This is a genomic window from Halomonas sp. YLB-10, from assembly GCF_003856855.1.
GTDB lineage: Bacteria > Pseudomonadota > Gammaproteobacteria > Pseudomonadales > Halomonadaceae > Halomonas > Halomonas litopenaei.
In genome coordinates this window covers 99,804-126,319 of record NZ_RRCU01000002.1, presented here as the reverse complement: position 1 = coordinate 126,319, position 26,516 = coordinate 99,804, and the positions used below count along the sequence as shown (strand labels likewise).

Genomic DNA, 26,516 nt, shown 5'->3' with positions numbered 1-26,516 from the left:
CAGTGTCGAGAGCGAAAATCAGTGCCTAGGTTTAAGGCAGACGCAGGAATCACACCGTGCTTGTTGCCTTGTTTTCGTTGTTTGCCGCCACCAACCGGCGGCGAGGACACTCCCATGAATACCGACACTGAAAGAGCCAATGCCAGCGCCACTGCGCTGATGAATACCCGCGGCGTGGAGCCCGCTGTCCTTCTCTCTGTCACCGATGGCGGTGGGAGTTATAGCTTCAGGCTGAACCACGACTTTGGATACAACAGAGATCCTGCCAGCAATGAGCCCTATCGCTGGGTGGCTCCTGACCTCCCCGAACTGACGGCGGACGGTGAGCCAGTGGGGTTTCGGATTTCACCCGACGGGCAGCGATTGATGCTGTTCGAGGAGAGTTTGCTGAACGAGGATCCGAGTCGAGCCCTGTTGATCCTGCAAGTGACTGACGACGACGAGTTGGTCACTGTTTCGGTGAATCGGAAACTGGACCATACCGGGCCTGATTTCGACGACATTCTGTCGTTATCGTTTCCTTTCATCGCCACCGACAACGAGGGCAGGGAAGAGAAGGCCTGGGTCGACATCAATGTGGTTGATGTAGCGCCACCCACCTACTCGGGGTACAACGGCATCGATACTCCCAGTTCGGTCGTTCCGGGGAACTTTGTCGTCGATCGCTGGAGGATGGATGCTGGCAAAGAAGGGCTCGACCGGGTCTTTGTCAGCCTGCCCGGTGACGACACCGAATATCCACTGGGGGCGATGATCGACACCGACAAAGGCCTGCTCGCCGTCAACTTGGAATATTGGGTGTTCAAGGCCGACCCCGATGCCGAGGGATCGTTCGAGTTCCAGATCGTTGTCATCGATGGTGACGGCGACCGGGTGAACATTGAGGCCCACTTCGATATCCGAGAATGTGAGAACAGCGAGGTGGCGACCACCCCGGAGACCGATGGCGATCCCACCACCGAACCGGCCCACGCTATCGTCGATGAAGCCGCCTCTTACTACGGTAGTGCCAGCGGCTCAGGCACAGGCGAAACGGTCGTGGCGGCCGGGTCGCTGGGCTATGACCTCGGCAGCGATTGCTCAGAAGAAACTGGCTACGAAATTCAACGGGTGAGCAGCTTCGATTGGGATATCGCCAGTTTGCCGCGTCTGACCGCCGACGGCTATCCGGTGTCATGGTTGATTGACGCTAGTAGCCACAGGGTGCGTGGGGTTGCCTACGATAGTGACGCCCAGGAGGAGTATGCGGTCATCGAGGTGGTGCTTACCGACTTAGCCTCCGGCAGCTATGAGGTACGGTTGCCTGACGTTAGACACTTTGCTGACCGCGACCAGATTGCCGCACTGGATCACTCAGGCGCTGGCAACGATGACAGTATTCACTTCGAGTTGGGCTATGTCGTCGTCGACGTCTCTGGCAACAGCGCTTTCGGCGTGCTCGAGGTCACGGTCAATGATGACGCTCCTCGCGCCAACGACGACAGGGCTTCCTCGTCCAAGGACACCCAGGTCATCGTCGACGTGCTGGCTAACGACGTTCTCGGTGCCGACGGTTCGGGTGGGGTTGTCGCGGCCAGCGTTCAAGGGGGAGCCGATGTCGGTAGCGTCACGGTCCGGGGCGATGGCCGCTTGTCCTTCGTGCCTCACCCGGACTTTCTGGGCGATGCCCTGATCGATTACACCAGCAGCGATGGCGATGGTGACACCACCCAAGGAGGTCTGACCGTCAATGTCCGCGACGCTGCCTCGACGACGCGGTCCACTCCGGAAACCGACGACGACCCCGATACCCAACCGGCCAGGGTCGTCGTCGATGAGGAGGGGCTGCCCGGGGGCATTGCTGGCGGTATCGGCGATATCGCCGGCGAGTCAACGGTCGCCACCGGTTTCCTGGGTTATGACGCTGGCGACGATGGGGTTGCTGGTTTCTCCTGGATTCGTAGCTCCTATTTTGTAGATGTGGAGGTGAGAGGGGAAGTGCCGCGCCTGTCACTGGTGAATAATGGACGGACCTTGATTGCCAAGGACGCGCAGTTCGGCTCGGTATTCAGGCTTGAACTTGTCGATATCACGACGGGTGAATATCGCTTCGAGCTGTTCCAGCCGCTGGATCACTCGGATCCAAGCATCGAGGACAATGTCGACTTTGTGATCGACTATGTCGTTACCGATGGTGACGGCGACACGGCTGAAGGCGTACTCGAGATCCGTGTCAATGACGACGCCGGCCGCGCCAACAGCGATAGCGCCGCCACCCTCAGTGCCACCCCGGTCATCGTGGACGTGCTGAGCAACGACGAGATCGGCGCCGAGGGCGTACGCAAGGTCATGCAGGCAAGCGTTCAGGGCGGCGACGCTGTGGGCACCGTGTCGATCAATCCCGATGGCACCCTGACCTTTGTTCCCGCTGTGGGATTCTCCGGCGATGCGCTTATCGACTACGCCCGCTCCGATGGCGACGGTGACTTCCCCGTCGGCACCCTCACCGTGTCTGTTGCGGCCGTCAATCCTGACGGGCTGATCACGCCACTGACCGATGGCGACCCCGACACCCGGTCGCCCAAGGCGGTGGTCGACGAGGATGGCCTGGCAGGCGGTATCGCCGGGGGGGCCGGCGACACGGCTACCCAGAGTCGCGTGACCATCGGATCGCTGGGCTACGACTTCGGCAATGATGGTCCGGGTGGCTTCCGCTGGCACACCGATGGCCTGCCGATACTGACCTCCGGTGGCGATCCGGTGAGCTGGCGGCTAAGCGGCAATGGCCGTTCGCTGCTGGGCGTCGACAGCGGTGGCGGCAGGGTCATCGCGGTGCAGCTTGTCGACGTGGTGACCGGCCGCTACAAGGTGACGCTGGACAAGCCGCTGGATCATGTCATTTCGGGCATCGAGGACGACCTCTCTATCGAGGTGGGCTATACCGTCACCGACGGTGGCGGAGACGTTGCCGCCGGCAGGCTTGACATCGTGGTGGACGACGACAGCCTGGTGGCCCGAGACGATAGCGCCACAATCGCCGTCGACACGGCGATCAGGGTAGCGGTGCTGGACAACGACGGGCTGGGCGCCGATGGCCCTGGGGGCATCATCGACGCCAGCGTGCGCGGCGGGCCAGCGGTCGGCAGCATCACGATCAACCCCGACAACAGCCTGACCTTCGTGCCTCACCCGGAGCTTTTCGGCAGAGAGGTGCTGATCGATTACGTCGTCAGTGACGCCGACGGTGACACCGCCGCCGCCACACTCAGCGTCGTCGTCGAAGGTGGCGACGCCGGCGGCCCCACCACCCCGGACAGCGACGGTGATCCTGAGAACGTGGCGCCCACCGCCATCGTCGATGAGGACCGGCTTTACTTGTATGCCTATGAAATGACTGGCCTGGAAGGTGGTTCCGGCGATATCGGATACTACCAAGCCTATTACGACGGTTTTCTGGGCTACGACTTTGGCGAGGCTGGGCCTGGCAGCTTCCGCTGGTCCACCGATGGCTTGCCCGAATTGAGTGCGAATGGTGAGCCTGTGACCTGGTCGCTCAACGCCGCTGGTAACAGCCTGATCGGCAAGGCCCGCGGTCTCAATATTTTCGGCTACTATGACCAGGTAGACGTGATCAGCATAAAGCTCCTGGGCCTGGAGCCGGGCATCTTCAAAGTTGAACTGCTAAAGGGACTGGATCACAGCGACCCCTACCTGGAAGACGACATCACCTTCAGCGTCGGCTACGTCATCACCGATGGCAACGGCGATAGTGCGCAAGGCTCGCTGGACATCCTGGTGGACGACGACAGTCCCCGTGGTGGTGGGTACAGGGGATGGTACTTCACTGGCACCGATACCCCGGTCAGGTTTGATCTGCGGGATGACATCCTTATCGGCGCCGACTTCGAGCGGGTCGCCAACTTTCGCGCCGAGGTCGTCGGCGGCGATAGCGTTGGCCAGGTCAGCCACGAAGAGGGTGATTTTTATGCCACCTTCACGCCGCATCCCGAGTTCCACGGCAAGGCCTTGTTGCAGCTCGGATACACTGACGGTGATGGCGATGAGACCGGCGGACGTGTCGAGGTCAGTGTCGGCGCCTCTGGCAACAATGTACCGATCACGCCGCTGAGCGATGGCGACCCTGCCACCGTCTCGGCCCGGGCCGTGCTCGACGAGGAAGGCCTCGCCGGTGGCATCGCCGGCGGCCCGGGGGACGTGGCCGGAGAGGCCAGGGTCGTCACCGGGTCGCTGGGCAATGACTTCGGCAAGGATGGCCCGTGGCTGTTTCCCTTCCACTGGGTCACCGATGGCCTGCCGGCGCTGAGCTCACAGGGTAGCCCGTTAAGCTGGTTGGTCAACGGTACCGGGCATGAGGTGACGGGCGTGGATGCGCTTGGCAACGAGGTGATCAGCGTCCGCATCACCGATCTCGAGCAGGGGCTCTATCGTGTCGAGCTGCACCGGCCGCTTGACCACGACGATGCCAGCCTCGAGGACAATATCGATCTGACCGTTCGCTACATGATCACCGACGGCAACGGCGACACTGCCCAGGGCCAGCTAAGGATCAGCGTGGATGACGATAGTATGCTGCTGGTCGATGACAGCACCACTACTGACAAGGCCAGCCCGATCAGCGTGGACGTGCTGGCCAACGACCAGTACGGCGCTGATGGCCTGGGTGGTCTCGTCTCCGCCAGCGTGCGCGGTGGGGCAGCGGTTGGCAACGTCACCATCAATCCCGACAGCACCTTGACCTTTATCCCCCACCCTGACTTCTCAGGGAGTGCGCTGATCGACTACACCGCGAGCGATGCCGACGGTGATACCCGCAGTGCACAGCTCCGCGTTGTGGTCAAGAGCGATGATGCCGGTATTCCCATCACTCCGGAGACCGACGGCGACCCCCTGTCCAACCCCGCCAAGGCCGTGGTCGACGAGGATGGCCTGGCGGGCGGCATCCACGGCGGTGTCAGGGATGCGCCCACCGAACTCACGGTCGCGACGGGCGTGCTGGGCTATGACTTCGGCAGCGATGGCCAGGGAGACTTTCGCTGGAGCACCGACGGCCTGCCGTCGCTGACCAGCGGCGGTGATCCGGTGACCTGGCGGCTCAACGGTAACGGTCGTTCGCTGGTGGGGTTTGACAGCAATGGCGATAGGGCCATCTCGGTTCAGCTTGTCGATCAGGCGACCGGCAGCTACAAGGTGGCAGTGGCAAGGCCGCTGGACCACGCCAACGCCAGGGTCGAGGACGACCTCAACTTCGTCGTGGGCTACAGCGTCAGCGACGCTGACGGTGACACTGCTGAGGGTGTGCTGTGCGTGACCGTGGATGATGACCGTGGTCGTGCCAACGACGACAGTGCGCGCACCGATCGCGCGACAGCGGTCGAAGTGGACGTGCTGGCCAACGACGACCACGGCGCCGATGGCCCGGGACGGGTGATCGCTGCCAGTGTCCAGGGAGGCGCGGATGTCGGCAGCGTCACGCTAACCAGCGCTGGCGTGTTGACCTTTGTGCCACAGGCAAGCTTTAGCGGCACCGCGCTGATTGATTACACCGGCAGCGACGCAGACGGCGACATTACCGCTGGACAGCTCAGCGTCAGTGTCGACCAGGGCACGGATCGTCCTACCACCCCGGAGACCGATGACGATCCAGCCACCGGACCCGCCACGGCGGTTGTCGACGAGGACGGCCTGGCCGGTGGTGTTGCCGGTGGTCCGGGTGATGCGCCAGGCGAGCTGACCGTCGTGACCGGCTCGCTGGGCTATGACTTTGGTTCTGATGGGCGTGGAACCTTCCGCTGGAGCACCGACGGTCTGCCCTCCTTGACGTCACAAGGCCGCCCATTGAGCTGGTCGCTCAATGCCACCGGCCATACCGTGACGGCCTCCGATACCGAGGGCAATGACGTCCTGCGCGTCAGAATCATCGATATTCTCAACGCAGAGTATCGCGTGTCACTGCTCCGACCGCTTGATCACGATGATGCCATGAGCGAGGACAGCATCGACATGGCGCTGGGCTACGTGATCACCGATCGTGACGGCGAGGCTGCGCAAGGCGTGCTCAATGTCAGCGTGAATGACGACAGCGTTCGCGCCAATGATGACAGTGTCAGCACCGTGAGCGGTGACCGGGTCAGGGTGGATGTGCTGGCCAATGATGAGTTCGGCGCCGATGGGCCGGGACGTCTTGTCGGCGCCCGCATTCAGGGTGGCGCCGACGGCGTCGGCACCCTCAAGATCCACCCTAACAGTACCTTGACCTTTGAATCCGATTCGTCTTTCTCTGGCGTTGCGCGTGTTCACTATGACGCAATGGACGGCGACGGTGACATCAGTACCGGCACGCTTGTCGTGGACGTCGAAACCGATGACATCCCGACTACCCCGGAAACCGATGACGATCCGAACACTGTCCCTGTCAGCACCTTCGTCGACGAAGACGGGCTGCCAGGCGGTATCCCGGGAGGAGATGGGGATGTTGCCACCGAACGCACCGTCGCCACCGGCTTGGTGGGCTACAACTTCGGAAATAACGGTCAGGGTGGTTTTACCTGGCATAGCGACGATCTGCCGACGCTGACGACCGGCGGAGATCCGGTGACCTGGCAGTTAAGCGGTAACGGGCGTTCGCTGCTGGGCGTAGATAGCAGTGGCGACCGGGTGATCTCGGTGCAATTGACCGATGTTGCCAGCGGTAGCTATCGAGTGGCGCTGTTCCAGCCGTTGGATCACGAGCCGTCCCCCTCGTTGTCTTATGTTGTAGAGGATAACCGCGCCTTAGAGGTTGGCTATACCGTCACCGATCGCGACGGGGACCGTGCCGAGGGTGTCTTCCTGCTCTTTGTCGACGACGACGCCGGCAGCGCCAGCGATGATAGCGCCAGTACCGACAGTGACACCCCGATTACCGTGGATGTGTCCACCAACGATAAATATGGCGCCGATGGGCCGGGGAGCATCGGCGGGTTTGGCCTTCAGGGAGGGGCAGGGGTCGGCAGCATCACGGTCAATGCCGATGACACCGTGACCTTCATACCCAACCCGAGCTTCTCCGGCGTGGCGGAGATCGACTACAGCGGCAGCGACAACGACGGTGACAGCAGCGAGGCGACGCTCTCTATCGATGTGACGGGTGGCGACCCCACCAGACCGACGACCCCGGAAACCGATGGCGACCCCGCCACCATGGTGGCCGAGGCCGTCGTCGATGAGGATGGCCTCGGCGGCAACCCCGGCGGTAGGTATGACGTTCCCGGTGAGCAGACAGTGGTGACCGGTTCGCTGGGCTATGACTTCGGTGAGGGTGGGCGTGGCAGCTTCCGCTGGACGACAGAAGGCATGCCGTCTTTAACGTCGCAAGGACGCCCTCTGGCCTGGTCACTCGGTAGCTCCGGCCACAGCCTCCTGGCCTCCGATAGCGACGGTAATACTGTGATTGGCATCGAGATGACCGATATCGACAGCGGCGACTACCGCGTCGAGCTGTATCGTCCGTTGGACCACAAAGATGACCTTGGGGAGAGTGATATCAATGTCGCGGTCGGCTACGTCATTACCGACGGTGACGGCGATACTGCTGAAGGACAACTCCGGCTGACGGTAGATGACGACACGCCTGTGATCACTGCTGATCTGGAAGGCTTTACCTTTTATAGCGGCATTCCGGTGACCCTCGATTTGGTGAACTTCGGCGGCGATGGCTACGGTTTCCTGGAGGTGAGAGTCTCCAGCGGTGATGGTGGCCAGGTGACGATCAATCCCGATCATACGGTGACGTTCTTGTACGACGGGGGCTTTATCAGTGAAACGACCGTCGTGGTAGATGCTGCTGATAGCGAATACGATGAGGCTCGCAGTTTCGCTAGAGCCAACGTGGCGCCAGCGCCAGCGGATGCTGACGTCAGTGCCTCTGCCATTGGCGACACGGGTGTGCTTGTGACAGGCGAGGAAGTCGCTGCCCAGGCGGGCCGGCTGGCGCTGTCGGAATTGCTCGATGACGAGAGCGACGAGGAGGTAGCGGCCTGGCTGCCGCCGGAACAGGACCAGACAGACAGCGTAGGCCCCGCGTCGGCAGGGGGCAGTGGCGGCGGCATTGACAGCGGCGCAGACAGCGGCGCAGATAGTGAACAAGCACTGGCCCTGAACGGCGCCGGTGCCGGCGACACCACCCTGGAGCGCATCGGCCAGGAGGCTGCGCTGCTGGTGGAGTAGGCAGTGGAGTGGAGTAGAGAGTGGAGTAGAGAGTGGAGTCAGCGGTGGATCACTCCAGCGAAGGTCCCCTTCGATCACCCGGCCTTTGGCTGGGTGATGTCTTGTCGGCTATCGCAATATTTTTTTGCGTCTTTTTGTGTCGATAAACCGGCTGAAACGCTGCCTCGACGTCTTGATGATTGATGGATGTTTTTTCTGTCGTGTGATCAATGTTGATCGATCAATATTCCAAAAGGTAGCGGTGACCGACAAGGTGGACTGTTGGCTTTTATAAGCCAGGGCAGCGCCGGCGTTGATCCGACCTACGGAACTGTGTTGTTTCGAGTTTTTCGATGCCGGAATCTCATGTTTTAAAATCGCTGGAAAACAAAAAGGTTTATTTTTCAGTTGGTAACGAATTTCGTGAATTTTCTTTCGTGTGGCTTTTGGTGCGAAGTGGTTTTTTGCTGATTCGCAAGTGTCGGTTTTTTATGAAAGTCGCGTTTGGTGCCAGATATCGAGGAGTAATGGGACGGAAAGTGGTGGCCACCAGTCCAGTGTCGAGGTCGGTATCGACCGCCTAGCTTCAAGGAGTCATACACGAATTTCGACCCACTAAAGGACAGGAGACTGTCATGAATACCGATTCCGAAACAGACAATGCGAGCACCTACACCTCGATCGACAGTCCACACGACCATACCCCGACCGCCGGTCTGATCAGGTCGGTGGTTGACGAAGAGGGCCTGCCCGGCGGCATTCGAGGTGGCGTAGGGGACGCCTTGACTTTCCAGAGCTTTACCGCCGCTCGTTTGAACTATGACGTCGGTAACGACGGCGTGAGCTCCTTCACCTGGCACACCGCCGGGCTGCCGGCACTGACCTCCGGCGGCGTCCCGATCAATTGGCAGCTCAGTGGCAACGGTCGTTCGCTGGAAGGTTTCGACGACAACGGTGACCGCGTTATCTGGATACTGCATGGCCCTGAAACGGCCTATTACAAGTTGTTTGTCGAAGGTCCGCTGGACCACCGCAGCGGTACGTTTGAAGACGATATCAAGTTCACGGTGGGCTACACCGTCACGGATGGGGACGGCGACGGCGCTGACGGAGCTGTGCAGATCATCATCGATGACGACAGCGGAATCGCCCATGACGACAGTGCCACTACCGCCAGCGGCACGCCGGTGCGTGTGGATGTGCTGGCCAACGATGAGCATGGTGCCGATGGCCCGGGCGATGTCATCAGGGCCAGCGTTCAGGGTGGTGCTGGCGTCGGCAGCGTCACCATCAACCCCGACAGCACCCTGACCTTCGTCCCGCACCAGGGCTTCGCCGGTGACGCAGTGATCGACTACAACGGCACCGATGGCGACGGTGATATCACCTCGGCGTCACTGACGGTCGATGTGATGGCGGGCCGGGAAGATGGTGAACTCTATGTCGGTGACAATGGGGACAATCATGGGTCGACCGGCCCGGGTGATGACGTCCTGATCGGCGACCTGGGCGGCAAGCAGGGATTGATTGCGTCAGGTGTCGACTACAATATCTCGATCCTGATCGACGAGTCCGGCAGCATGCGCCAGCCGTCCGGCACCGATGGTCTGACTCGGCTCCAGCTATTGCAGCAGAACGTCAATCTGTTGCTCACACGTCTGGCGGGTCACGACGGAAATGTGGACGTACAAGTGGTGCGTTTTGACGACAAGGCGCATTCACCCAGAGCGGTCGATGGTCTGAACGAACATAACGTGGCTGGCCTTATCGCTTACGTCAACGGTGCGGCGGCCCAGGGCTCCACCAACTATCAGGCAGCCCTCTCCGCCGCCAGAAAATACCATGTCGCAAAGGAAGATGAAGGTGACAGGTCGCTGACCCTGTTCCTGACCGATGGTCTCCCAACCGCCTACCGGGAGGGTGGACACATCGTGGAGAGCGATGTGGCGGGGGCCTTTACCCCTGTCCACAAGGCGTATCAACAGTTCCTTCAACTCGGTCGGCTGTCCGAGGTGCATACCTTCGGTATCGGTGAAGAGGTAGCGGGGGAGCCGGATCCTGCGGGTCTGCTGCGCAAGGACTATCTGGACATCTTCGACAATACCGAGACCCAGGGGACTCGCACCATCACCCTGCAGGACGGCACCGAGTGGACGTCACCCGCCGGTGAGTCGGTCATCGTCAACACCCAGGAGGTACTGAACGCCGCGCTGGCGCAGGGTGGCCCCGACGCACCGCTCGAGGTGCTCGGTGACGATGTGCTTGCCGGCGGGGTGAAGGCCGATATTCTGTTTGGCGACACCGTCAACTCCGACCACCTTCGCTGGAGAGACGGCGATACCCACGAGAGCTTTGCCGCCGGCAGCCACGACGGCCTCGGCTACGAAGGGCTGACCGAGTACCTCAAGTGGTCGGTTCACCATGGCAATGGCGCCGAGGCGAGCGACGCAGAGATCATTGCCTATATCCAGGACCACTACCGGGAGCTGATGGATACAGACCGTGTCGATGGCGGCAACGACACCCTGCTTGGGCAAGGGGGGCGCGATGTGCTGATCGGCGGTGGTGGTGACGACGTGCTGATCGGCGGTCGCGGTGGCGACGTGATGTGGGGCGGCTTTGGCGCCGACACCTTTGGCTACGAGGCGGGGGATGCGGGCAGTGTGCGCAGGCCTGCAGAAGACGAGATCAAGGACTTCACCCTGGGCAACACCGCCCGCAACCCCGAGGCAGACCGGCTCGATCTGTCTGATCTGCTCGATGACGCCCGTGACCACCAGGTGTCGGACTTCCTGCACGCCAGTCAGGAGGGGGACGATACCGTCATCGCGGTCAAGTCCGATGGTGGTATCGGCGCACACGGCGCCGGCGCCGATCAGTTTATCGTCCTGGCCGGCGTGCGCATGGGCGGAGCATCCAGCGACGCCTTCCTCGATCGATTGATCGACCATGGACAGCTCGAGGTGGAATAGGCGCTGGCCCATCCGCCGGCGCATGCTCACGCATGCGTCGGCGGATGGCGATAGGCTCGTCGCTTCACTAGGTGTCGTTGACGTCGCCTGAAGGGCGCCTGACGCTGCCGCGCAGCATCGGCGTGACCGGCAGGGTGATCTGCTGTGGTGGGGTGTCCGGCTGGTCGATCTGGGCCAGCAGCAACTCGGTGGCTCGCATGATCATGGTCTGTACCGGCTGCTGCAGGGTCGTCAGCGAGTGGCTCGGCCAGGCGGCCATGGGCACGTCGTCGAAACCGATGACCGAGACGTCCTCGGGCACCTTGAGGCAGAACTCGCTCTGGATGACTTCCATGGCGGCGATGGCCATCAGGTCGTTGGCGGCAAACAGGGCGTCGGGTGGGGTGGTGCTGGCGAACAGCAGACGGGTGGCCTGGCAGGCGCTGGTGTATTGGTAGTGGCCGATGCCGCTGTCGTGAAGGGCTGCCCCCATGGAGGCCAGGCCCTCGACAAAGCCAGCGCGACGCTGGATGTCGGTGGAGGAATCGACCAGGCCAGACAGGTAGGCGATGCGGCGATGGCCCAGCGAGACCAGGTGGCGGCCCGCCCAGTAGCCGCCCTGGAAGTTGTCACAGGCGACCTGGCTGATGCCCGCGTAGTCGACCGTACGGTTGATGATTACCACCGGAATGCCGTAGTCGCAGACCAGAGCCGCCTGGTCGTCATTGAGGGTAATCGCCAGCATCAGGATGCCTTCGACCTGGCTTCTCAGGATGTCGTCGAGCACGTCATCGAAGCCGTCGCTGCTGGACGCCGAGAACAGCAGCAGGTGGTAACCCTGCTGCTTGAAGAAGCGGGACGCCTTTTCCAGCATATAGCTGTAGAAGGGATTCTCGAGGCTGTAGACGACCACCGCGATGGTGCGACTCGATCGCGTGATCAGAGAGCGGGCGATGGTGTTGGGCCGATAGCCCAGTTGCCGCGCTGCTTCCATGACCTTCTTGCGGGTCTTGTCCGACACCTTGGCATCCGGCGAAAAGGTCCGGCTGACGGCAGACTGCGAGACCCCGGCAAGACGGGCGACATCGTGTGAGGTGACGGATTTCTTTTTCATCGAGTCATGTCGTGTCGGGTGGCAGAAATGGCCGGCGATCACGCCGGCTCGACAGGCTCCAGAGACGCATAGGCGGCGATCTTGTCGGTGTAGACGCTGGCATTGTCGCGCACCGACTGTATCTCGTCCTCGGTCAGTTCTCTGACCACCTTGGCTGGACTGCCGACGATCAACGAGCCAGGGGGAAAGCGCTTGCCCGAGGTGACGAGCGCGCCGGCGCCGATGATACATCGATCACCGATGTCGGCACCGTTGAGTACCGTGGCATTCATTCCCACCAGCACGTCATCGCCGATGCGGCAGCCGTGCAGCATGGCCAGGTGACCGACCGTGACCTGGCGTCCCATGGTAACCGGATAGCCGGGGTCCGAGTGAACCACACAGCCGTCCTGCAGGTTGCTGTCGTCTCCCACCACGATAGGCGCATTGTCGCCACGAAGCACGGCCCCGGGCCACACGCTGACGCGCTCACCCAGGCGTACGTCGCCGATCAGCGTGGCCTCGTCGAACACCAGCGCGCTGGCGGCGATATCGGGGGCCTCGCCCCCGAGTCGATACAGGGTCATTGCCCGTCTCCCTAGAAGCCGACTTGGTCGGCGCCCTTGAGTCCCAGCATCTGACGCGCTTCGTCCGGTGTCGCCACCTCAAACGACAGACCCTCGAGGATCTCGCGCACCTTGGCGACCTGGCTTGCGTTGGTCTCGGCCAGCTTGCCCGGGCCCAGCCACAGCGAATCCTCGAGCCCGACCCGCACGTGTCCTCCCATGGCGGCGGCCTGGGCGGCGATGCGCATCTGGCTGCTGCCGGCGCCCAGCACCGACCACTCGTAGGCGTCGCCGAACAGCCGGTCCGCGGTGCGCCGCATGTGGATCACGTCCTCCGGGTGAGGACCGATGCCACCGAGGATGCCGAACACGCTCTGGACGAACACGCGGCCGCCGATGACGCCGCGGTCGAGCAGGTTGCGCAGGGAATAGAGGTGTCCGATGTCGTAGCACTCGCACTCGAAACGGGTACCGTTCTCGGCGCCCAGGGTCATCGCCTTCTCGATGTCGGCGAAGGTGTTCTTGAACACCAGGTCGCGACTGTTCTCCAGGTGCTCACGCTCCCACTGGTGCTCAAGCGACGCGTAGCGGTCGAGCATCGGGAACAGCCCGAAGTTGATCGAGCCCATGTTCATGGAGGCAAGCTCGGGCTTGAACTCCATGGCCGGGCGCATGCGCTCCTCCACCGTCATGTGCGGACTGCCACCGGTGGTGAGGTTGATGACCGCGTCGCAGGCGTCCTTGATGCGGGGCAGGAAGCGCTCGAACATGGCCGGGTCCTGGGTCGGCTTGCCGTTGTCGGGATCACGCGCATGCAGGTGCAGAATCGAGGCGCCGGCCTCGGCGGCGGCGATGCCTGCCTCGGCGATCTCTTCCGGGGTGACCGGCAGGTGCGGCGACATGGACGGGGTGTGGATCGCGCCGGTGACCGCGCAGGTGATGATGACCTTGCGTTGCTTTGCCATGGGTCGGGTCCTTGAATGATGGATAGGCGGGTAAGGTGGGACAGTGGCTGGCCTGGGTCCGTCGTTGGCCCGAGTCAATCGTTTGTCAGCGTCTGCTGGTGGGCGATCAGCGCCATCAGGCGTCGGTCGCGCCAGGCCTGTCGCTCGCCCAGGCGCTGGGCCGGCAGTTGTTGACGGCGCTGCTGGTCGAGTGCCGCCAGGGTCGTGGTTTGCCAGGGATCGTCGTCACCGCGCTCGCGGTCGACGTCGCGATACAGCGGCCCATAGCGGTTGCCATAGTCGACCACGCCATCGGGCGCATTGAGGTCGATGGTCTCGAAGGGCCCCATGAACGACCAGCGCAGGCCCAGCCCGTGCTTGACCGTCTTGTCCAGATCCTCGGCGGAGCACACCCCGTCTGCGAACAGTCTCAGCGCCTCGTTGAGCAAGGCGCCTTGCAGGCGATTGAGCACGAAGCCAGGGACTTCCTTGTTGACCAGGATCGGTGTCTGCCGGGCCTGTTCCATCAGCGCCATGGTGGACGCCACCGCGGCTTGCCCGGTGGCCGGCGCCGGCACCACTTCTACCAGCGGGATCAGGTAGGGCGGATTGACCGGATGGGCCACCAGGCAACGGTCAGGGTGATGGAGGTGATCGGTGAAGCGCGAAGCGGCGATACCGGAGGTCGAGCTGGCCAGCACGGTGTCCTTGGCCACCACGGCTTCAAGGTCACTGTAGATGCGCCGCTTGGTCTCGACATCTTCCGGCCCGCACTCCTGCACGTAGCCGACCCCGGCCATGGCCGATGCCAGGTCGCTGTCGTAGCGGATATGCGACATCGCCCGCTCCGGGTCCTCGATCAGCCCCGCCTGGCGAAGGTCGTCGAGGGAGGTGGCGATGGCGTCGCGGGCCCGCTCGAGCGCCTCGTCTGCGGCGTCATGCAGGCGCACGTCGATGCCGGCTCGGGCGAACACGATGGCCCAGGCGCGGCCGATCAGGCCGGCGCCGAGAATACCTACGGGTCTGGTCATAAGGAGGCTTCCGTGGTCACAGGGATTCGACGTTGGCGCAGACGCTGAGTGCCTGGCCGCTGATGTTGGTGCCCCCCGGCGCCGCCAGGAACAGCGCCATGGCGGCGATATCGGTGGGCTCGACCATGCGACGCATGGAGATCTTCGACAGGTTCTCCGTTTCCATCTCGGCGTAGCTGATGCCGCGCTTGGCGGCGCGGTCCTCGATCACCTTCTCGATGCGTGGCCCGCGCACGATACCCGGGAGGATGGCATTGACCCGCACGCCGTCCGGGCCGAGCTCGCAGGCCAGGCTCTTGGTCAGGCCGACCACCGCCCACTTGCTCGCGGCGTAGGGCGTGCGGTAGGCGAAGCCAAGCCGTCCGGCCACCGAGGCCAGGTTGACCAGCAGTCCCTGGCTTTCGCGCAGCAGCGGCGCGGCGCGGTGGGCGACGCGGTACTGGCCGTTCAGGTTGATGTCGATGGTCTGGGTCCAGCTTGCGTGATCGATTTCGTCGATGCCCGCAGTGGGGCCGGCGATCCCGGCGTTGTTGACCACCACATCGAGACCGCCGAGTGCGCGGGCGTCATCGAACAGGCGGGCGACCTCGTCCTCGCGGCTGACGTCGCAACGGGTATGGGTGATGCCGTCTGGCAGGGCGGCCAGGGCCTCGCTGTCGATGTCGCAGACGTGGACCCTGGCGCCGGCCTGGACGAAGGCCTTGGCGATGGCCAGGCCGATGCCGGAGGCGCCGGCGGTGACCAGCACGCGCAGTCCCTGGCGCGGGGTGAGGCTTTCAACGACGTTCATGGTGTTCTCCTTGTGTGGGGTCACAGCGACGGCAGCCAGGTGGACAACACCGGCAGCAGGCTGATGATCAGAAGGTTGGCGAGCACGATCGCGACAAAGGGCATGACCGCCCAGGTCAGACGAGCGATGCCGATGTTGGTGATCTGGGAGGCGACGAAGAGGTTGAGCCCGACCGGCGGGGTGAACATGCCCATGGCCAGGTTGACCACCATGATGATGCCGAAGTGGATCGGGTCGAAGCCGTAGCTCACCGCGATCGGCAGCAGGATCGGCACGAAGATCAGGATGGCGGCGGCGGCCTCGATGAACATGCCGGCCAGAAGCAGCAACAGGTTCGCCAGCAGGATGAACAGAAGCGGGCTGTCGATGGCCGAGATCACGAAGTCCGAGATCATGTCGGGGACCCGCAGGCTTTGCAGGATGCGCCCATAGAGCCCGGCGGCGCCGATGATGCTGAGCACCACCGCGGTGGTCACGGCGGATTGCTTGAGGATGCCGACCAGGCTTGCGAACTTGATCTCTCGGTAGATCAGCGTGCCGATGACGAAGGAGTAGGCGACCGCGATGACGGCGGCTTCGGTGGGCGTAAAGACACCCCCATAGATGCCACCGAGGATGATCAACGGCATCAGGATGGCCAGAATCGCCTTTTTACCGGCGCGAAAGACGTCGCCGAGCGAGCTTTTTTCTCCGCCGCCAAGCCCATTGGCACGGGCGAAGAAGTAGGCGAATACCAGCAGGGTGAGGGTCACCAGGATGCCCGGCAGAATACCGGCGATGAACATGTCGCCCACCGAGACGTTGGCGGCGATGCCGTAGAGAATCAGCGGGATGCTGGGCGGGATGATCACGCCGAGGGCGCCGGAGGCGGCCTGGTTGGCGGCGGCGTAGCCACCGGGATAGCCCTTGGACAGCATGGCCGGAATCAGGATGGCACCGATCGCGGCGGTGGTGGCGGCGCCGGAGCCGGAGATCGCCGCGAAGAACAGCGACGTGACGATGGCCACCATGGCCAGGCCGCCGGTCATGCTGCCCACCAGGGTGTTGGAAAAGTCGACCAGGCGCTTGGAGATGCCGCCACCCTGCATCAGGTAGCCCGCCAGGATGAAGAACGGGATCGCCATCAACGGAAAGGAATTGACCGAGGCCAGCATCTGCTGGGCGACGATCAGCATCGGCATCAGGTCGCCATGCCAGACGGTAATGGCCGAGGCCAAGCCCAGCGAGAAGGCGATGGGGACGCCAAGAATGAACAGTGAAATCAGCAGGACGAACAGTAACAGTGCCATGGTCAGTTCACCTCCTGATGGTGGTGGACCGGTTGGCCCAGGGCTTCGTCGATCAGCAGGCCGAGGCTATTGACCATGATCACGATGCCGCCTGCCGGGATGGCGAGGTAAGGCCACATCATCGAAATACGGGTGCTGGGGGCGGTCTGGCTGGAGACCCGGCCGACCAGCTCGAAGCCGTACTTGATCATGACGAAGGCGAACACCGCCGAGCACAGCACAACCAGGATGCGCATCAGGCGGCCCACGCGTTCACCGCAATACTCCAGCACGATGTCGACCGAAATCAGGGTGCCCTTGCGGTAGGCGTAGCCGGCACCGATAAAGGTCAGCCAGAGCATCGAAAAGCGCGCGATCTCGTCGGAGAGGAACAAGGGACTGCCGACCACGAATCGGGCGAAGACTTGCCAGAAGATCAGTACGGTCATGACCAGCAGCAGCAGCGCCAGGCCCCAGCCGATCAAGCGGTTGAAGTGCCCGATCCCGGCGTTGACGAATTGCAGGAAGGATTGCATGGGATGCCTCGCAGGAAGAGACGGCGCCCGCCTTGCCATGGGCTCGGCGGGCGCCTTGTTGCTTAGTGGTCGAAGTTGATCGCGGCGTCGACCAGGTCCTCGCCTACGGTCGGTGCCCACTTGTCGATCACCGGACGGACGGCCTCACGGAAGGGACCCAGGTCCGGCTCGGTCACGGTCATGCCGAGTTCCGCCAGTTCGCCCTTGTAGCGCTGCTCCAGCTCCTGGCTGGCTTCGCGCTGTACCGGCAGTGCGATCTGCGCGGCTTCGAGGATGATCTGCTGATCTTCTTCGCTGAATGAGTTGAACAGGTTCAGGCTCATCATCAGCGGCGCCGGCGAATAGACGTGCTGGGTGATGTTCAGGTAGTCCTGGACCTCGTAGAAGTTGACGTCGTAGATGGTGGCCAGCGGGTTTTCCTGGCTGTCCATGACCCCCTGCTGCAGCGCGGTGTAGACCTCGGTCCAGGCCATCGGCGTGGCGTTGGCGCCCAGCGCTTCCCAGGTGTCCACCTGAACGCGGCTTTCCTGGGTGCGGTGATTGATGCCGTCGAGATCGCTCGGGTGCTCGAGCGGGCGTACCGAGTTGGTGTTGTGGCGGAAGCCGTTTTCCATCCAGGCCAGGAACTTGACGTTCATCTGCTCTTCGGCGAGTTGAGCGAGCTCTTCGCCGTGTTCGCTGTCGAGGAAGCCGTAGGCGTGCTCGTGGTCCTCGAAGATGTAGGGCAGGTCGAACAGCAGGAACTCGTCGACGAAACCGCCCATGGGGCCGGTGGAGGCGATGCCGGCGTCGATGATGCCGAGCCCCATGCCCTCGATGACCTCACGCTCGGCGCCCAGGGCGTTGTCGTAGTGAGGTTCGATGGTCAGACGGCCATCCGACAGGCGCTCAAGTTCCTCGCCGAACTTGAGGATACCGATGCCCTGCTGTGACTCGGGTCCCAGCGGCAGGCTGACGTCGATGGTGCGTTCCTGCTGGGCAAGGGCGGTCGCGGACAGGCTAAGACCGACAGCGGCGGTCAGGGCGGTCAGGCTGAAGGGGAGGGGGTGAAAGTGGCGCATGGAGCTCTCCTGTTGTCGTTGTGAGCCCCTGGCCGGCAGCGAGGGGCAATCGGCGGCGCTCGAGGTGGTGGCGCTGCGGAGTGCACACTTGTAAATCTAAACGACATACGTATTCAACAATAGAAAATTCCATGATCCATGTATGTGAAGTAAGTTGCTGAATATCAATTAAATATACTTTAGTTTAATTTAGTGACTACGTAGTCTTTTTTTTGTGGATTGATGGGTGGCGTGCGCGCTTTGTAGCGTCGGGTGGAGGCTGGGGCAAGTGACGTCAGGAGGCCTGAAGTGGAGTGGGCTGGCGCGAGCTGGAGTGAGCTGGAGTGTGCTGGAGTGAGCTGGAGTGAGCTGGAATGAGCTGGCGTGAGGTGGAGTGAGCTGGCGCGAGGTGAGGGCGGCTCGTTCATGGGCCCGCACCAGGCGCTCGACAGCGTCACATCAAGCTGTCATCTGGTGGTGATTGACTACACTGTCGCCAGGTCGGTGGCACGCCTTGACATCCACCTCGGCGACGCACAGGCAAGGGGCGAAAAGCCGTGGCGTGAAACGGCAAATCTGGTTAGCATGCGCCGTCCGGTAGTAGGGTAGGAGGCTCGTCGGGTGGACGAGCCTCGTGGGTCGCGATTCGGCTCACCTCGACCGGGCCTATCCATCTTGACGGGTCGTTGTACTCAGGCGGGAGCGTATTGTTATGTCAAAAGTGATCATCATCGGTGCCGGCGGTGTGGGCAGTGTCGTCGCTCACAAGTGTGCGCAGCTTGAATCGGTGTTTACCGATATCCTGTTGGCCAGTCGCACCGAGTCCAAGTGCAAGGCCATCGCCGAGCAGTTGCCGCGCCCGATTCGCACAGCCCAGGTCGACGCCGACAACGTCGCCGAGCTGACTGCCCTGCTCGAAGCCGAGAAGCCGGAGCTGGTCATCAACGTGGCGCTGCCCTACCAGGACCTGAGCATCATGGATGCCTGCCTGGCCGCTGGCGTGCACTACCTCGACACCGCCAACTACGAGCCGCTGGATACCGCCAAGTTCGAGTACAAGTGGCAGTGGGCCTACCAGGATCGCTTCAAGCAGGCCGGCCTGACCGCGCTGCTCGGCAGCGGCTTCGATCCGGGCGCCACCAACATGTTCACCGCCTATCTCGCCAAGCACTACTTCGACGAGATCGAGGAGCTGGACATCATCGACGTCAACGGCGGCGATCATGGCTACCCCTTCGCCACCAACTTCAACCCGGAGATCAACATCCGGGAGGTCAGCGCGGACTGCCGCCACTATGAAGATGGCGAGTTCGTTACCACGCCGCCGATGTCCAAGATGGCGCGTTTCAGCTGCCCCGAAGAGGTCGGTGACTACAACATCTACCGCCTCTACCACGAGGAGCTGGAGTCGCTGTCCAAGCACTTCCCGAGCCTCAAGCGCGCCCAGTTCTGGATGAGCTTCGGCGACAGCTACCTCAAGCACCTGGAGGTGCTGAAGAATGTCGGCATGACCGGCATCGAGCCGGTGGAGTATAACGGCCAGCAGATCGTGCCCATCCAGTTCCTGGCCAGCCTACTGCCCGACCCCTCCACCCTGGGTCCGCGCACCAAGGGCAAGACCTGCATCGGCACCGTGGTGCGCGGCAAGAAGGATGGCCAGGAAAAGGTCATGTACCTGTACAACATCTGCGACCACCAGGACTGCTACGCCGAGGTGAAGTCCCAGGCGATCTCCTACACCACCGGCGTGCCGGCGATGATCGGCGCCAAGATGATCCTCGAGGGCCACTGGAAGCGTCCGGGCGTGTGGAACATGGAGCAGTGCGATCCCGATCCGTTCATGGCCGACATGAACGAGTACGGTCTGCCGTGGAAGGTCATCGAGCTGGATCCGTCGTTCCGTCTGGACGTGCAGAAGGGCGAGGACCTCTAAGGCGTGGAGATCCTTCAGTTCACGGATATCACGCGGCTGGACGCCGAAGCGCTGCCGTCACCCTGCTACGTGGTGGACGAGGTGGCGGTGGAGCGCAACCTGGCGATCCTCGCCGAGGTCGCCGAGGCCAGCGGTGCCAAGGTGCTGTCGGCGCTCAAGGCTTTCAGCATGTGGCACTTCGCGCCGATGGTGTCGCGCTACTTGAGCGGCACCTGCGCCAGCGGCCTGCACGAGGCGCAACTCGGGCGTGAGCACTATGGTGGTGAGGTCCACGTCTTCGGCGCCGCCTACAGCGACGCCGATCTGGCCGAGATCCTCAAGATCGCCGACCATGTGGTGTTCAACAGCTCGGCCCAGTGGCGTAGGGCCCAGCCGCTGGTGCGCGAGGCGCTGGCGCGTCGTCCGGGGCTGCGCTTCGGGCTGCGTATCAATCCGGAGCACTCCGAGGGCGATGTGCCGATCTATGATCCCTGCGCACCGGGGTCGCGGCTCGGTATCCCGTTGTCCGAGCTCGACGAGCAGAGCCTCGACGGCATCAGCGGCCTGCACTTCCATACCCTGTGCGAGCATGACTTCCCGCCGCTCGAGCGTACCCTGGCGGCGGTGGAAGAGCGCTTCGGCCATCTGCTCGGGCGCATGCAGTGGGTCAACTTCGGCGGTGGCCACCATATCACCCGTCCCGACTACCAGCGCGACGACCTGATCCGCTGCGTGCGTGACTTCGCCGAGCGTCACCAGGTGCAGGTCTATCTGGAGCCCGGCGAGGCGATTGCCATCGGTTCCGGGGTGCTGGTGACCACGGTGCTGGACACGAGCTTCAATGCGCTGAACCAGGCGATCCTCGACACCTCGGCCACCTGCCATATGCCGGACGTGCTGGAGATGCCCTACCGCCCTGGTCTGCTGGGGGCGGGGGAGCCAGGCGAGTACCCGCACACCTATCGACTGGGCGGGCTGACCTGTCTGGCCGGGGACGTGATCGGCGACTACAGCTTCCCCGAGCCGCTTGAGATCGGCCAGAAGCTGATCTTCAAGGACATGTCCCACTACACCATGGTCAAGACCACCACCTTCAATGGCACGCGCCTGCCGGCCATTGCGGTGTGGAACTCAGAGACCGGTGAGCTCAGGGTGATCCGCGAGTTCGGCTATCAGGACTTCCGCGAACGCCTGTCCTGACGGCAGAGTGGAAGGTGCAAAGCCCAGGTCGGGGGCTGAGATTCGGGGCCGAGGTCAGGGCCTGATTCGGCTCTGAGGATTGAGACCGAGGTTCGAGTCCGAGGTTCTGGAGCTCGACTGACGCTGATCGTGGTATCGATTCGATCGGACCGTCTTCGCTGCGCAAGACGCCCGCCCCGTTCGGCACTGCCGAGCGGGGCGGGCGTCTTTTCGTCTGCGCCTTAAAAACCTTCGAGCACGATCTTGCCCTTGGCCTTGCCGCTCTCGATCAGCGCATGGGCGCGCTTGAGGTTGTCGGCGTTGATGGTGCCGTAGCTGTCGGTGGCGGTGGAGCGAACCCGCCCCGTGTCGATCAGCCCCGCCACCTTGTCGAGGATCTCGCCCTGTCGGGCGATATCGTCGGTGGTGAAGAGCGCGCGGGTAAACATCAGCTCCCAGTGGATCGACACCGCCTTGGGCTTGAACGGGGTGATGTTCAGCGTCTCTGGGTCATCGATCAGCCCGAAGCGGCCCTGGGGGGCGATCAACTCGGCCACCTGGGGGGCATAGTGCTCCGAATAGTTGGTCGAGAACACGAAGGCTGGCGCACCCAGGCCCAGTGCCTCGACCTGGTCGGGCAGCGGCTGGCTGTGGTCGATCACATGGTGGGCGCCGAGTTCCTTCACCCAGGCCTGGGTCTCCGGGCGTGAGGCGGTGGCGATGATCTGCAGGTCGGTCAAGGCGCGCAACAGCTGGATGGTGATGGAACCCACGCCGCCGGCACCGCCGATCACTAGCACCGCACGGGCGGCACCGGGGACCGGATCAAGCACCCGCAGGCGATCGAACAGCATCTCGAAGGCGGTCAGGGTGGTGAGCGGCAGCGCCGCTGCCTGGGCGGTGGGGATGGAGCGAGGCGCATGCCCGACGATGCGCTCGTCGACCAGATGGTACTCGCTGTTGGTGCCCGGGCGGGAGATATCGCCGGCGTACCAGACCTGGTCGCCCACGGCGAAGCGTGAGGCCTGGTCACCGACGGCGACCACCTCGCCGACCGCGTCCCAGCCGATCACCGCAGGCTGACCTTCTTCGGGTGCGCGGGCCTGGCGAATCTTGACGTCCACCGGGTTGACCGAAATCGCCTCGACCTTGACCAGCAGGTCAAAGCCGCTGGCCTGCGGAGTGTCGAGGGTCAGATCGACCAGGGCGTCGTCGCGGTCGATGGGGCCGGGGGCGTGGTAACCGATAGCTTTCATGGGATCTCCCGTTAGGTGTTCATCAATGGCAACACCTTAGCGTGCTATGGAGTCGTGAAACACCGGCGGCCGCCAAACACACTATTCGGAATTCCCGGACAATGGCTGGCTCAGGTGGCGACAGGTTTTCGCTTTCCTTGGCGTCAGGGACATGGCTACACTTGGCGTTTCCCATTGCCCACAGGACGTTGCATGGCAAGCTCGCGGCCCAGCTACGCAAGAATAAAGGAATATCTGCTGTCCGAGATCGAGAGCGGGGCCTACGTCGCCGGTGATCGAATCCCTGCCGAGAATGCGCTGGCTACCCAGTTTGGGGTCAGCCGCATGACCGCCAACAAGGCCATACGCGATCTGGTACAGAAGGGCTTGCTGGTGCGCCGGGTGGGGTCCGGTACCTTCGTCAGTCAGCGCAAGTCCGAATCGTCGCTGTTCGACATCCGTAATATCGCCGACGAGATCCGCCTGCGAGGCGGCGAGCACTCAAGCCAGATCATCGCCTTGAAGGAGGTGGCCGCATCCGAAGAGGTCGCCGTCTTTCTGGGGGTGAGGACCGGGACCCGGGTGTTCTACTCCGAGATCGTGCATCGGGAAAATGGCGTGGCGATCCAGCTCGAGCGGCGCCACGTCAACCCGAAGCTGGCGCCGGACTACCTGCAGCAGGACTTCGAGCGCCAGACGCCCAACGCCATCCTGGTGGCGCGTTATCCGGTCACCGATGTCGAGAACAGCGTCGAGGCGATGCTGCCAAGTGACGAGGAAGCGGCGCTGCTGGAGATGTCTCCCAGCGATGCCTGCCTGCTGGTGGTGCGGCGTACCTGGTCCGGGGAGCTGTTGATCAGCTACACCCAGCTTCTGCATCCCGGCAAGCGTTACAAGCTGAACGCCTCCCGCAATACCTGAAGTTCCCCTGGCGCATCGCCGCCGCTGTTCGGACGGCTTCCTTCGCAGGTCTTTGCTGTGAGGGTGGTGACGGCTGTGGCTTGGTGTCATGCAGCGCTCGCGTTTTCACCTCCCTCTCTCGGTGATCTCCCCCCCGGCAAGCTCTCTCGCCGAACTCCCTCCTATCACCCTGCTATCTCTCTGCTGTCTCTCTACTGGCAGCGCTGACGAACGCTTGGCGCCCGTCGTTCTCCCCCTCCCTGACGTTGCCCTCGATGACCATCTCTCGGGTTCCCGACGGGCTTCGGGGTGTCGTGCCGCGGACTCCCTCGACATCGGTGCGGGCCGTCGATGACGCTAGATGTATATACCAATATGTGCCACAAGCGCCTGGTGTCACCATTTATCATTAGACCTTGGTCGATAATTCTCAAGGCCTATATTTTAGAAAACGTTTAAAAAACAATAAATAAATTTCGTTCTGAGATTTTTGGCAAGAATGTCTGGGTGGAAAGCTGGCCACTTTAGCGATAGATATGTATATACATATTGAGCGGCCGTCAGCGCTCGATGTCACTGCCAACAACAAGACCGGAGGCAAGACGCTATGCAACCACTCAAGGGGATCACCGTCCTCGACCTGTCCCGGGTGCTCGCCGGGCCCTACTGCACCGCCATGCTGGCCGACCTGGGCGCCGAAGTGGTCAAGGTCGAGTCGGGGCAGGGCGATGACAGCCGTCATATTGCGCCTTACGTCGAGGGCGAAAGCCTGTACTTCTCGATGCTCAATCGTGGCAAGAAGAGCCTGTGTCTGAATCTCAAGGACCCCCAGGACCTGGAGCGCTTTCATCGGCTTTGCGAGCGCGCCGACGTGGTGGTGGAGAACTTCCGGCCCGGGGTGACCGAGCGCCTGGGGATCGACGAGGCGACGCTGCGTGCGCGCTATCCCCGTCTCATCTACTGCTCGATCTCCGGCTTCGGTCAGAGCGGTGCCATGCGCGCCAAGCCGGCCTACGACATCATCGCCCAGGCGCTGTCGGGCATGATGGCGGCCACCGGTCCCGATGGCGGCATGCCGACCCGCATCGGCGAGTCGCTGGGCGATGTGTGCGCCGGAATGTTCGCCAGCTGGTCGATCACAGCGGCGTTGTTCGCCCGTGAACGTGACCCCGAGCGCCAGGGCTGTCACTTGGATGTGTCCATGCTCGATTGCCTGTTCTCGATGCAGGTCACCAACCTGGCGCAGTTCGTCGCCAGCGGCCAGGCGCCTTCTCCTATCGGCAACCGCCATCCGCTGTCGGCGCCCTTCGACAGCTTCGAGGCCAACGATGGCCAGGTAATCATCGCGGTGATCAACAACACGCTGTTTTCTCGCCTGGTTGAGTGCATGCAGGCGCCAGAGCTCGCCGAGGATGCGCGCTTTGTCGACGACGAGCAGCGCTGTCTCCACCAGGCCGAACTCAAGTCGCTGATCGAAGACTGGACCGGCCAGTTCACCGTGGAGGAGGTCTGCGCGCGTCTCGATCAGGCGGGAGTGCCGGCGTCTCCGATCTGGAACATCGCCCAGCTTGCCGAATCCCGGCATGCCGAAGACCGCCAGCTGCTGCTCGATATGGGGCAATGGCGCTCGCCGGCTCAACCGGTGTTCTTCAATGGCCGACGGGTCGTCTGCGATCGCCCCGCGCCGACGCTTGGCCAACACAACGCCTGTCTCGAATCACAGCACCTCGACAAGGAGATCGACGCATGAACTTTACCTTCAATGAAGATGACATCGCCTTCCAGGACGCCGCTCACCGCGTCTGCGCTGAGGTGCTCAAGACCAATGCGGCGCGCTACGACGAAACGCGGGAGTTCTGCCGCGAGAGCCTCGACGCCCTGGGCGAGCTGGGCTTCTGGGGCATGAATCTGCCCGAGCAGTATGGCGGTGTGGAGATCTCGAGCATCGCCATGTCGCTGGCTGTGGAAGAGATCGCCTACCACTGCGCGGCCACCTGTTCATCGCTGACCGCTCACTTTCTGGCCACCGACTCGGTGCTGATCGGCGCCACCGAGGATCAGAAGCAGGCGCTGCTTCCCCAGTGTGCCAGTGGCGAGAAGCTGGGCGCCTTCGCCCTGACCGAGCCTGGGGCCGGCTCCAATCCCGCCGAGATGCGCACCCGGGCGGTACGCACCAGCGACGGCTGGCACCTGACCGGCACCAAGCACTACATCACCAACGGCGCCTTCGCCGACTTCCTGGTGGTCTACGCCAAGACCGACCCCGATCAGGGCCACCGCGGCATCTCGGCCTTTCTGGTCGACCGCCACACCGCGGGTCTCGAGTTCTCGAGTCCCGAGAAGACCCTGGGCCTGCGCGGTAGCCATATCTACGAGATCGGCTTCGACTGTGTGCTGCCATTGGATGCCTTGATGGGCGAGGAGGGGGCCGGATTCGCCACCGCCATGGAGGTGCTGGATCGCGGTCGGGTCGAGGTGGCGGCGATGAGCGTCGGTATCTCGCGGGCCGCTCGGGATGCGTCGCTGGCCTGGTCGAAGGAGCGCATCGTCGGTGGCAAGCCGCTGTGCCGGCACCAGGGCATCCAGTGGATGCTGGCCGAGATGCACGCCCAGCTCGAGGCCGCCAAGCTGGTGACCTACAAGGCGGCGGACGCACGTGACTCCGGCCAGCGCTTCAGCCTGGAGTCGGCGGTGGCCAAGCTGGTGGCCTCCGAGGCAGCGGCCAAGGTCACCGACGCCGCGGTGCAGGTCCACGGCGGCTACGGCTACATCTCCGACCTGCCGATCGAGCGCTACTACCGTGACGCCCGCATCACCCGCATCTTCGAGGGCACCTCGGAGATCCAGAAGATCATCATCGGCCGTGCCATCACCGCCTGACCGCCCA

General features: G+C 63.0%; 16 protein-coding genes. 7 read left to right on the top strand and 9 right to left on the bottom strand.

Translation table 11 applies throughout. The annotated features are described in order from the left end of the window. The first annotated feature begins 114 nt into the window (after positions 1–114). Positions 115–8,205, top strand: coding sequence for an Ig-like domain-containing protein (locus EBB56_RS21845; RefSeq protein ID WP_185696384.1), 8,091 nt, complete (start codon positions 115–117; stop codon positions 8,203–8,205). Between the two features lie 614 nt (positions 8,206–8,819). After that, complete coding sequence (locus EBB56_RS04495; RefSeq protein WP_124803094.1) at positions 8,820–11,156, top strand: type I secretion C-terminal target domain-containing protein; 2,337 nt, start codon at positions 8,820–8,822, stop codon at positions 11,154–11,156. 67 nt (positions 11,157–11,223) lie between these two features. Here EBB56_RS04495 and EBB56_RS04490 read toward each other — a convergent pair whose 3' ends face one another. The 8 genes from EBB56_RS04490 to EBB56_RS04455 form a co-directional block, all read right to left on the bottom strand. Next, positions 11,224–12,249: a LacI family DNA-binding transcriptional regulator gene (locus EBB56_RS04490; RefSeq protein ID WP_045992521.1), complete on the bottom strand. Its 1,026-nt coding sequence runs from the start codon at positions 12,247–12,249 to the stop codon at positions 11,224–11,226. Between the two features lie 38 nt (positions 12,250–12,287). Next, positions 12,288–12,815, bottom strand: a complete 528-nt coding sequence (locus tag EBB56_RS04485; protein WP_124803092.1) for a gamma carbonic anhydrase family protein — start codon at positions 12,813–12,815, stop codon at positions 12,288–12,290. Positions 12,816–12,826: 11 nt separating this feature from the next. Next, the gene (locus EBB56_RS04480) at positions 12,827–13,759 is read right to left on the bottom strand and encodes a 3-keto-5-aminohexanoate cleavage protein (protein WP_045992523.1); all 933 of its coding nucleotides are present in this window, start codon (positions 13,757–13,759) and stop codon (positions 12,827–12,829) included. A gap of 74 nt (positions 13,760–13,833) precedes the next feature. Continuing rightward, the gene (locus EBB56_RS04475; RefSeq protein ID WP_124803090.1) at positions 13,834–14,769 is read right to left on the bottom strand and encodes a 3-hydroxyacyl-CoA dehydrogenase; all 936 of its coding nucleotides are present in this window, start codon (positions 14,767–14,769) and stop codon (positions 13,834–13,836) included. Between the two features lie 16 nt (positions 14,770–14,785). Next, on the bottom strand, positions 14,786–15,559 hold the full coding sequence (locus EBB56_RS04470; RefSeq protein WP_108133687.1) for an SDR family oxidoreductase: 774 nt from the start codon (positions 15,557–15,559) through the stop codon (positions 14,786–14,788). A 20-nt stretch (positions 15,560–15,579) separates the two neighbouring features. Continuing rightward, positions 15,580–16,848, bottom strand: a complete 1,269-nt coding sequence (locus EBB56_RS04465) for a TRAP transporter large permease (RefSeq protein ID WP_124803088.1) — start codon at positions 16,846–16,848, stop codon at positions 15,580–15,582. Positions 16,849–16,850: 2 nt separating this feature from the next. Further along, the gene (locus tag EBB56_RS04460) at positions 16,851–17,363 is read right to left on the bottom strand and encodes a TRAP transporter small permease (protein WP_124803086.1); all 513 of its coding nucleotides are present in this window, start codon (positions 17,361–17,363) and stop codon (positions 16,851–16,853) included. A 62-nt stretch (positions 17,364–17,425) separates the two neighbouring features. Continuing rightward, positions 17,426–18,424: a TRAP transporter substrate-binding protein gene (locus EBB56_RS04455; RefSeq protein WP_124803084.1), complete on the bottom strand. Its 999-nt coding sequence runs from the start codon at positions 18,422–18,424 to the stop codon at positions 17,426–17,428. Positions 18,425–19,115: 691 nt separating this feature from the next. Here EBB56_RS04455 and EBB56_RS04450 point away from each other — a divergent pair. Further along, on the top strand, positions 19,116–20,336 hold the full coding sequence (locus EBB56_RS04450) for a saccharopine dehydrogenase family protein (protein WP_045992530.1): 1,221 nt from the start codon (positions 19,116–19,118) through the stop codon (positions 20,334–20,336). A 3-nt stretch (positions 20,337–20,339) separates the two neighbouring features. Then, complete coding sequence (nspC, locus tag EBB56_RS04445) at positions 20,340–21,515, top strand: carboxynorspermidine decarboxylase (protein ID WP_231498715.1); 1,176 nt, start codon at positions 20,340–20,342, stop codon at positions 21,513–21,515. Between the two features lie 221 nt (positions 21,516–21,736). On the opposite strand, the gene EBB56_RS04440 is transcribed toward nspC, so the two are convergent. Further along, complete coding sequence (locus tag EBB56_RS04440; RefSeq protein ID WP_108448359.1) at positions 21,737–22,750, bottom strand: zinc-binding alcohol dehydrogenase family protein; 1,014 nt, start codon at positions 22,748–22,750, stop codon at positions 21,737–21,739. A gap of 192 nt (positions 22,751–22,942) precedes the next feature. Between EBB56_RS04440 and hutC the strand changes: the two genes are divergently transcribed. The 3 genes from hutC (at position 22,943) to EBB56_RS04425 (ending at position 26,509) form a co-directional block, all read left to right on the top strand. Further along, positions 22,943–23,650, top strand: coding sequence for a histidine utilization repressor (gene hutC / locus EBB56_RS04435; RefSeq protein ID WP_108133693.1), 708 nt, complete (start codon positions 22,943–22,945; stop codon positions 23,648–23,650). 586 nt (positions 23,651–24,236) lie between these two features. Then, positions 24,237–25,379 (top strand): CaiB/BaiF CoA-transferase family protein, encoded by a 1,143-nt coding sequence (locus tag EBB56_RS04430; RefSeq protein WP_045992533.1) that lies wholly within the window; start codon positions 24,237–24,239, stop codon positions 25,377–25,379. Then, complete coding sequence (locus EBB56_RS04425) at positions 25,376–26,509, top strand: acyl-CoA dehydrogenase family protein (RefSeq protein WP_124803082.1); 1,134 nt, start codon at positions 25,376–25,378, stop codon at positions 26,507–26,509. The genes EBB56_RS04430 and EBB56_RS04425 overlap by 4 nt, the downstream gene beginning before the upstream one ends. Positions 26,510–26,516 lie beyond the last annotated feature (7 nt).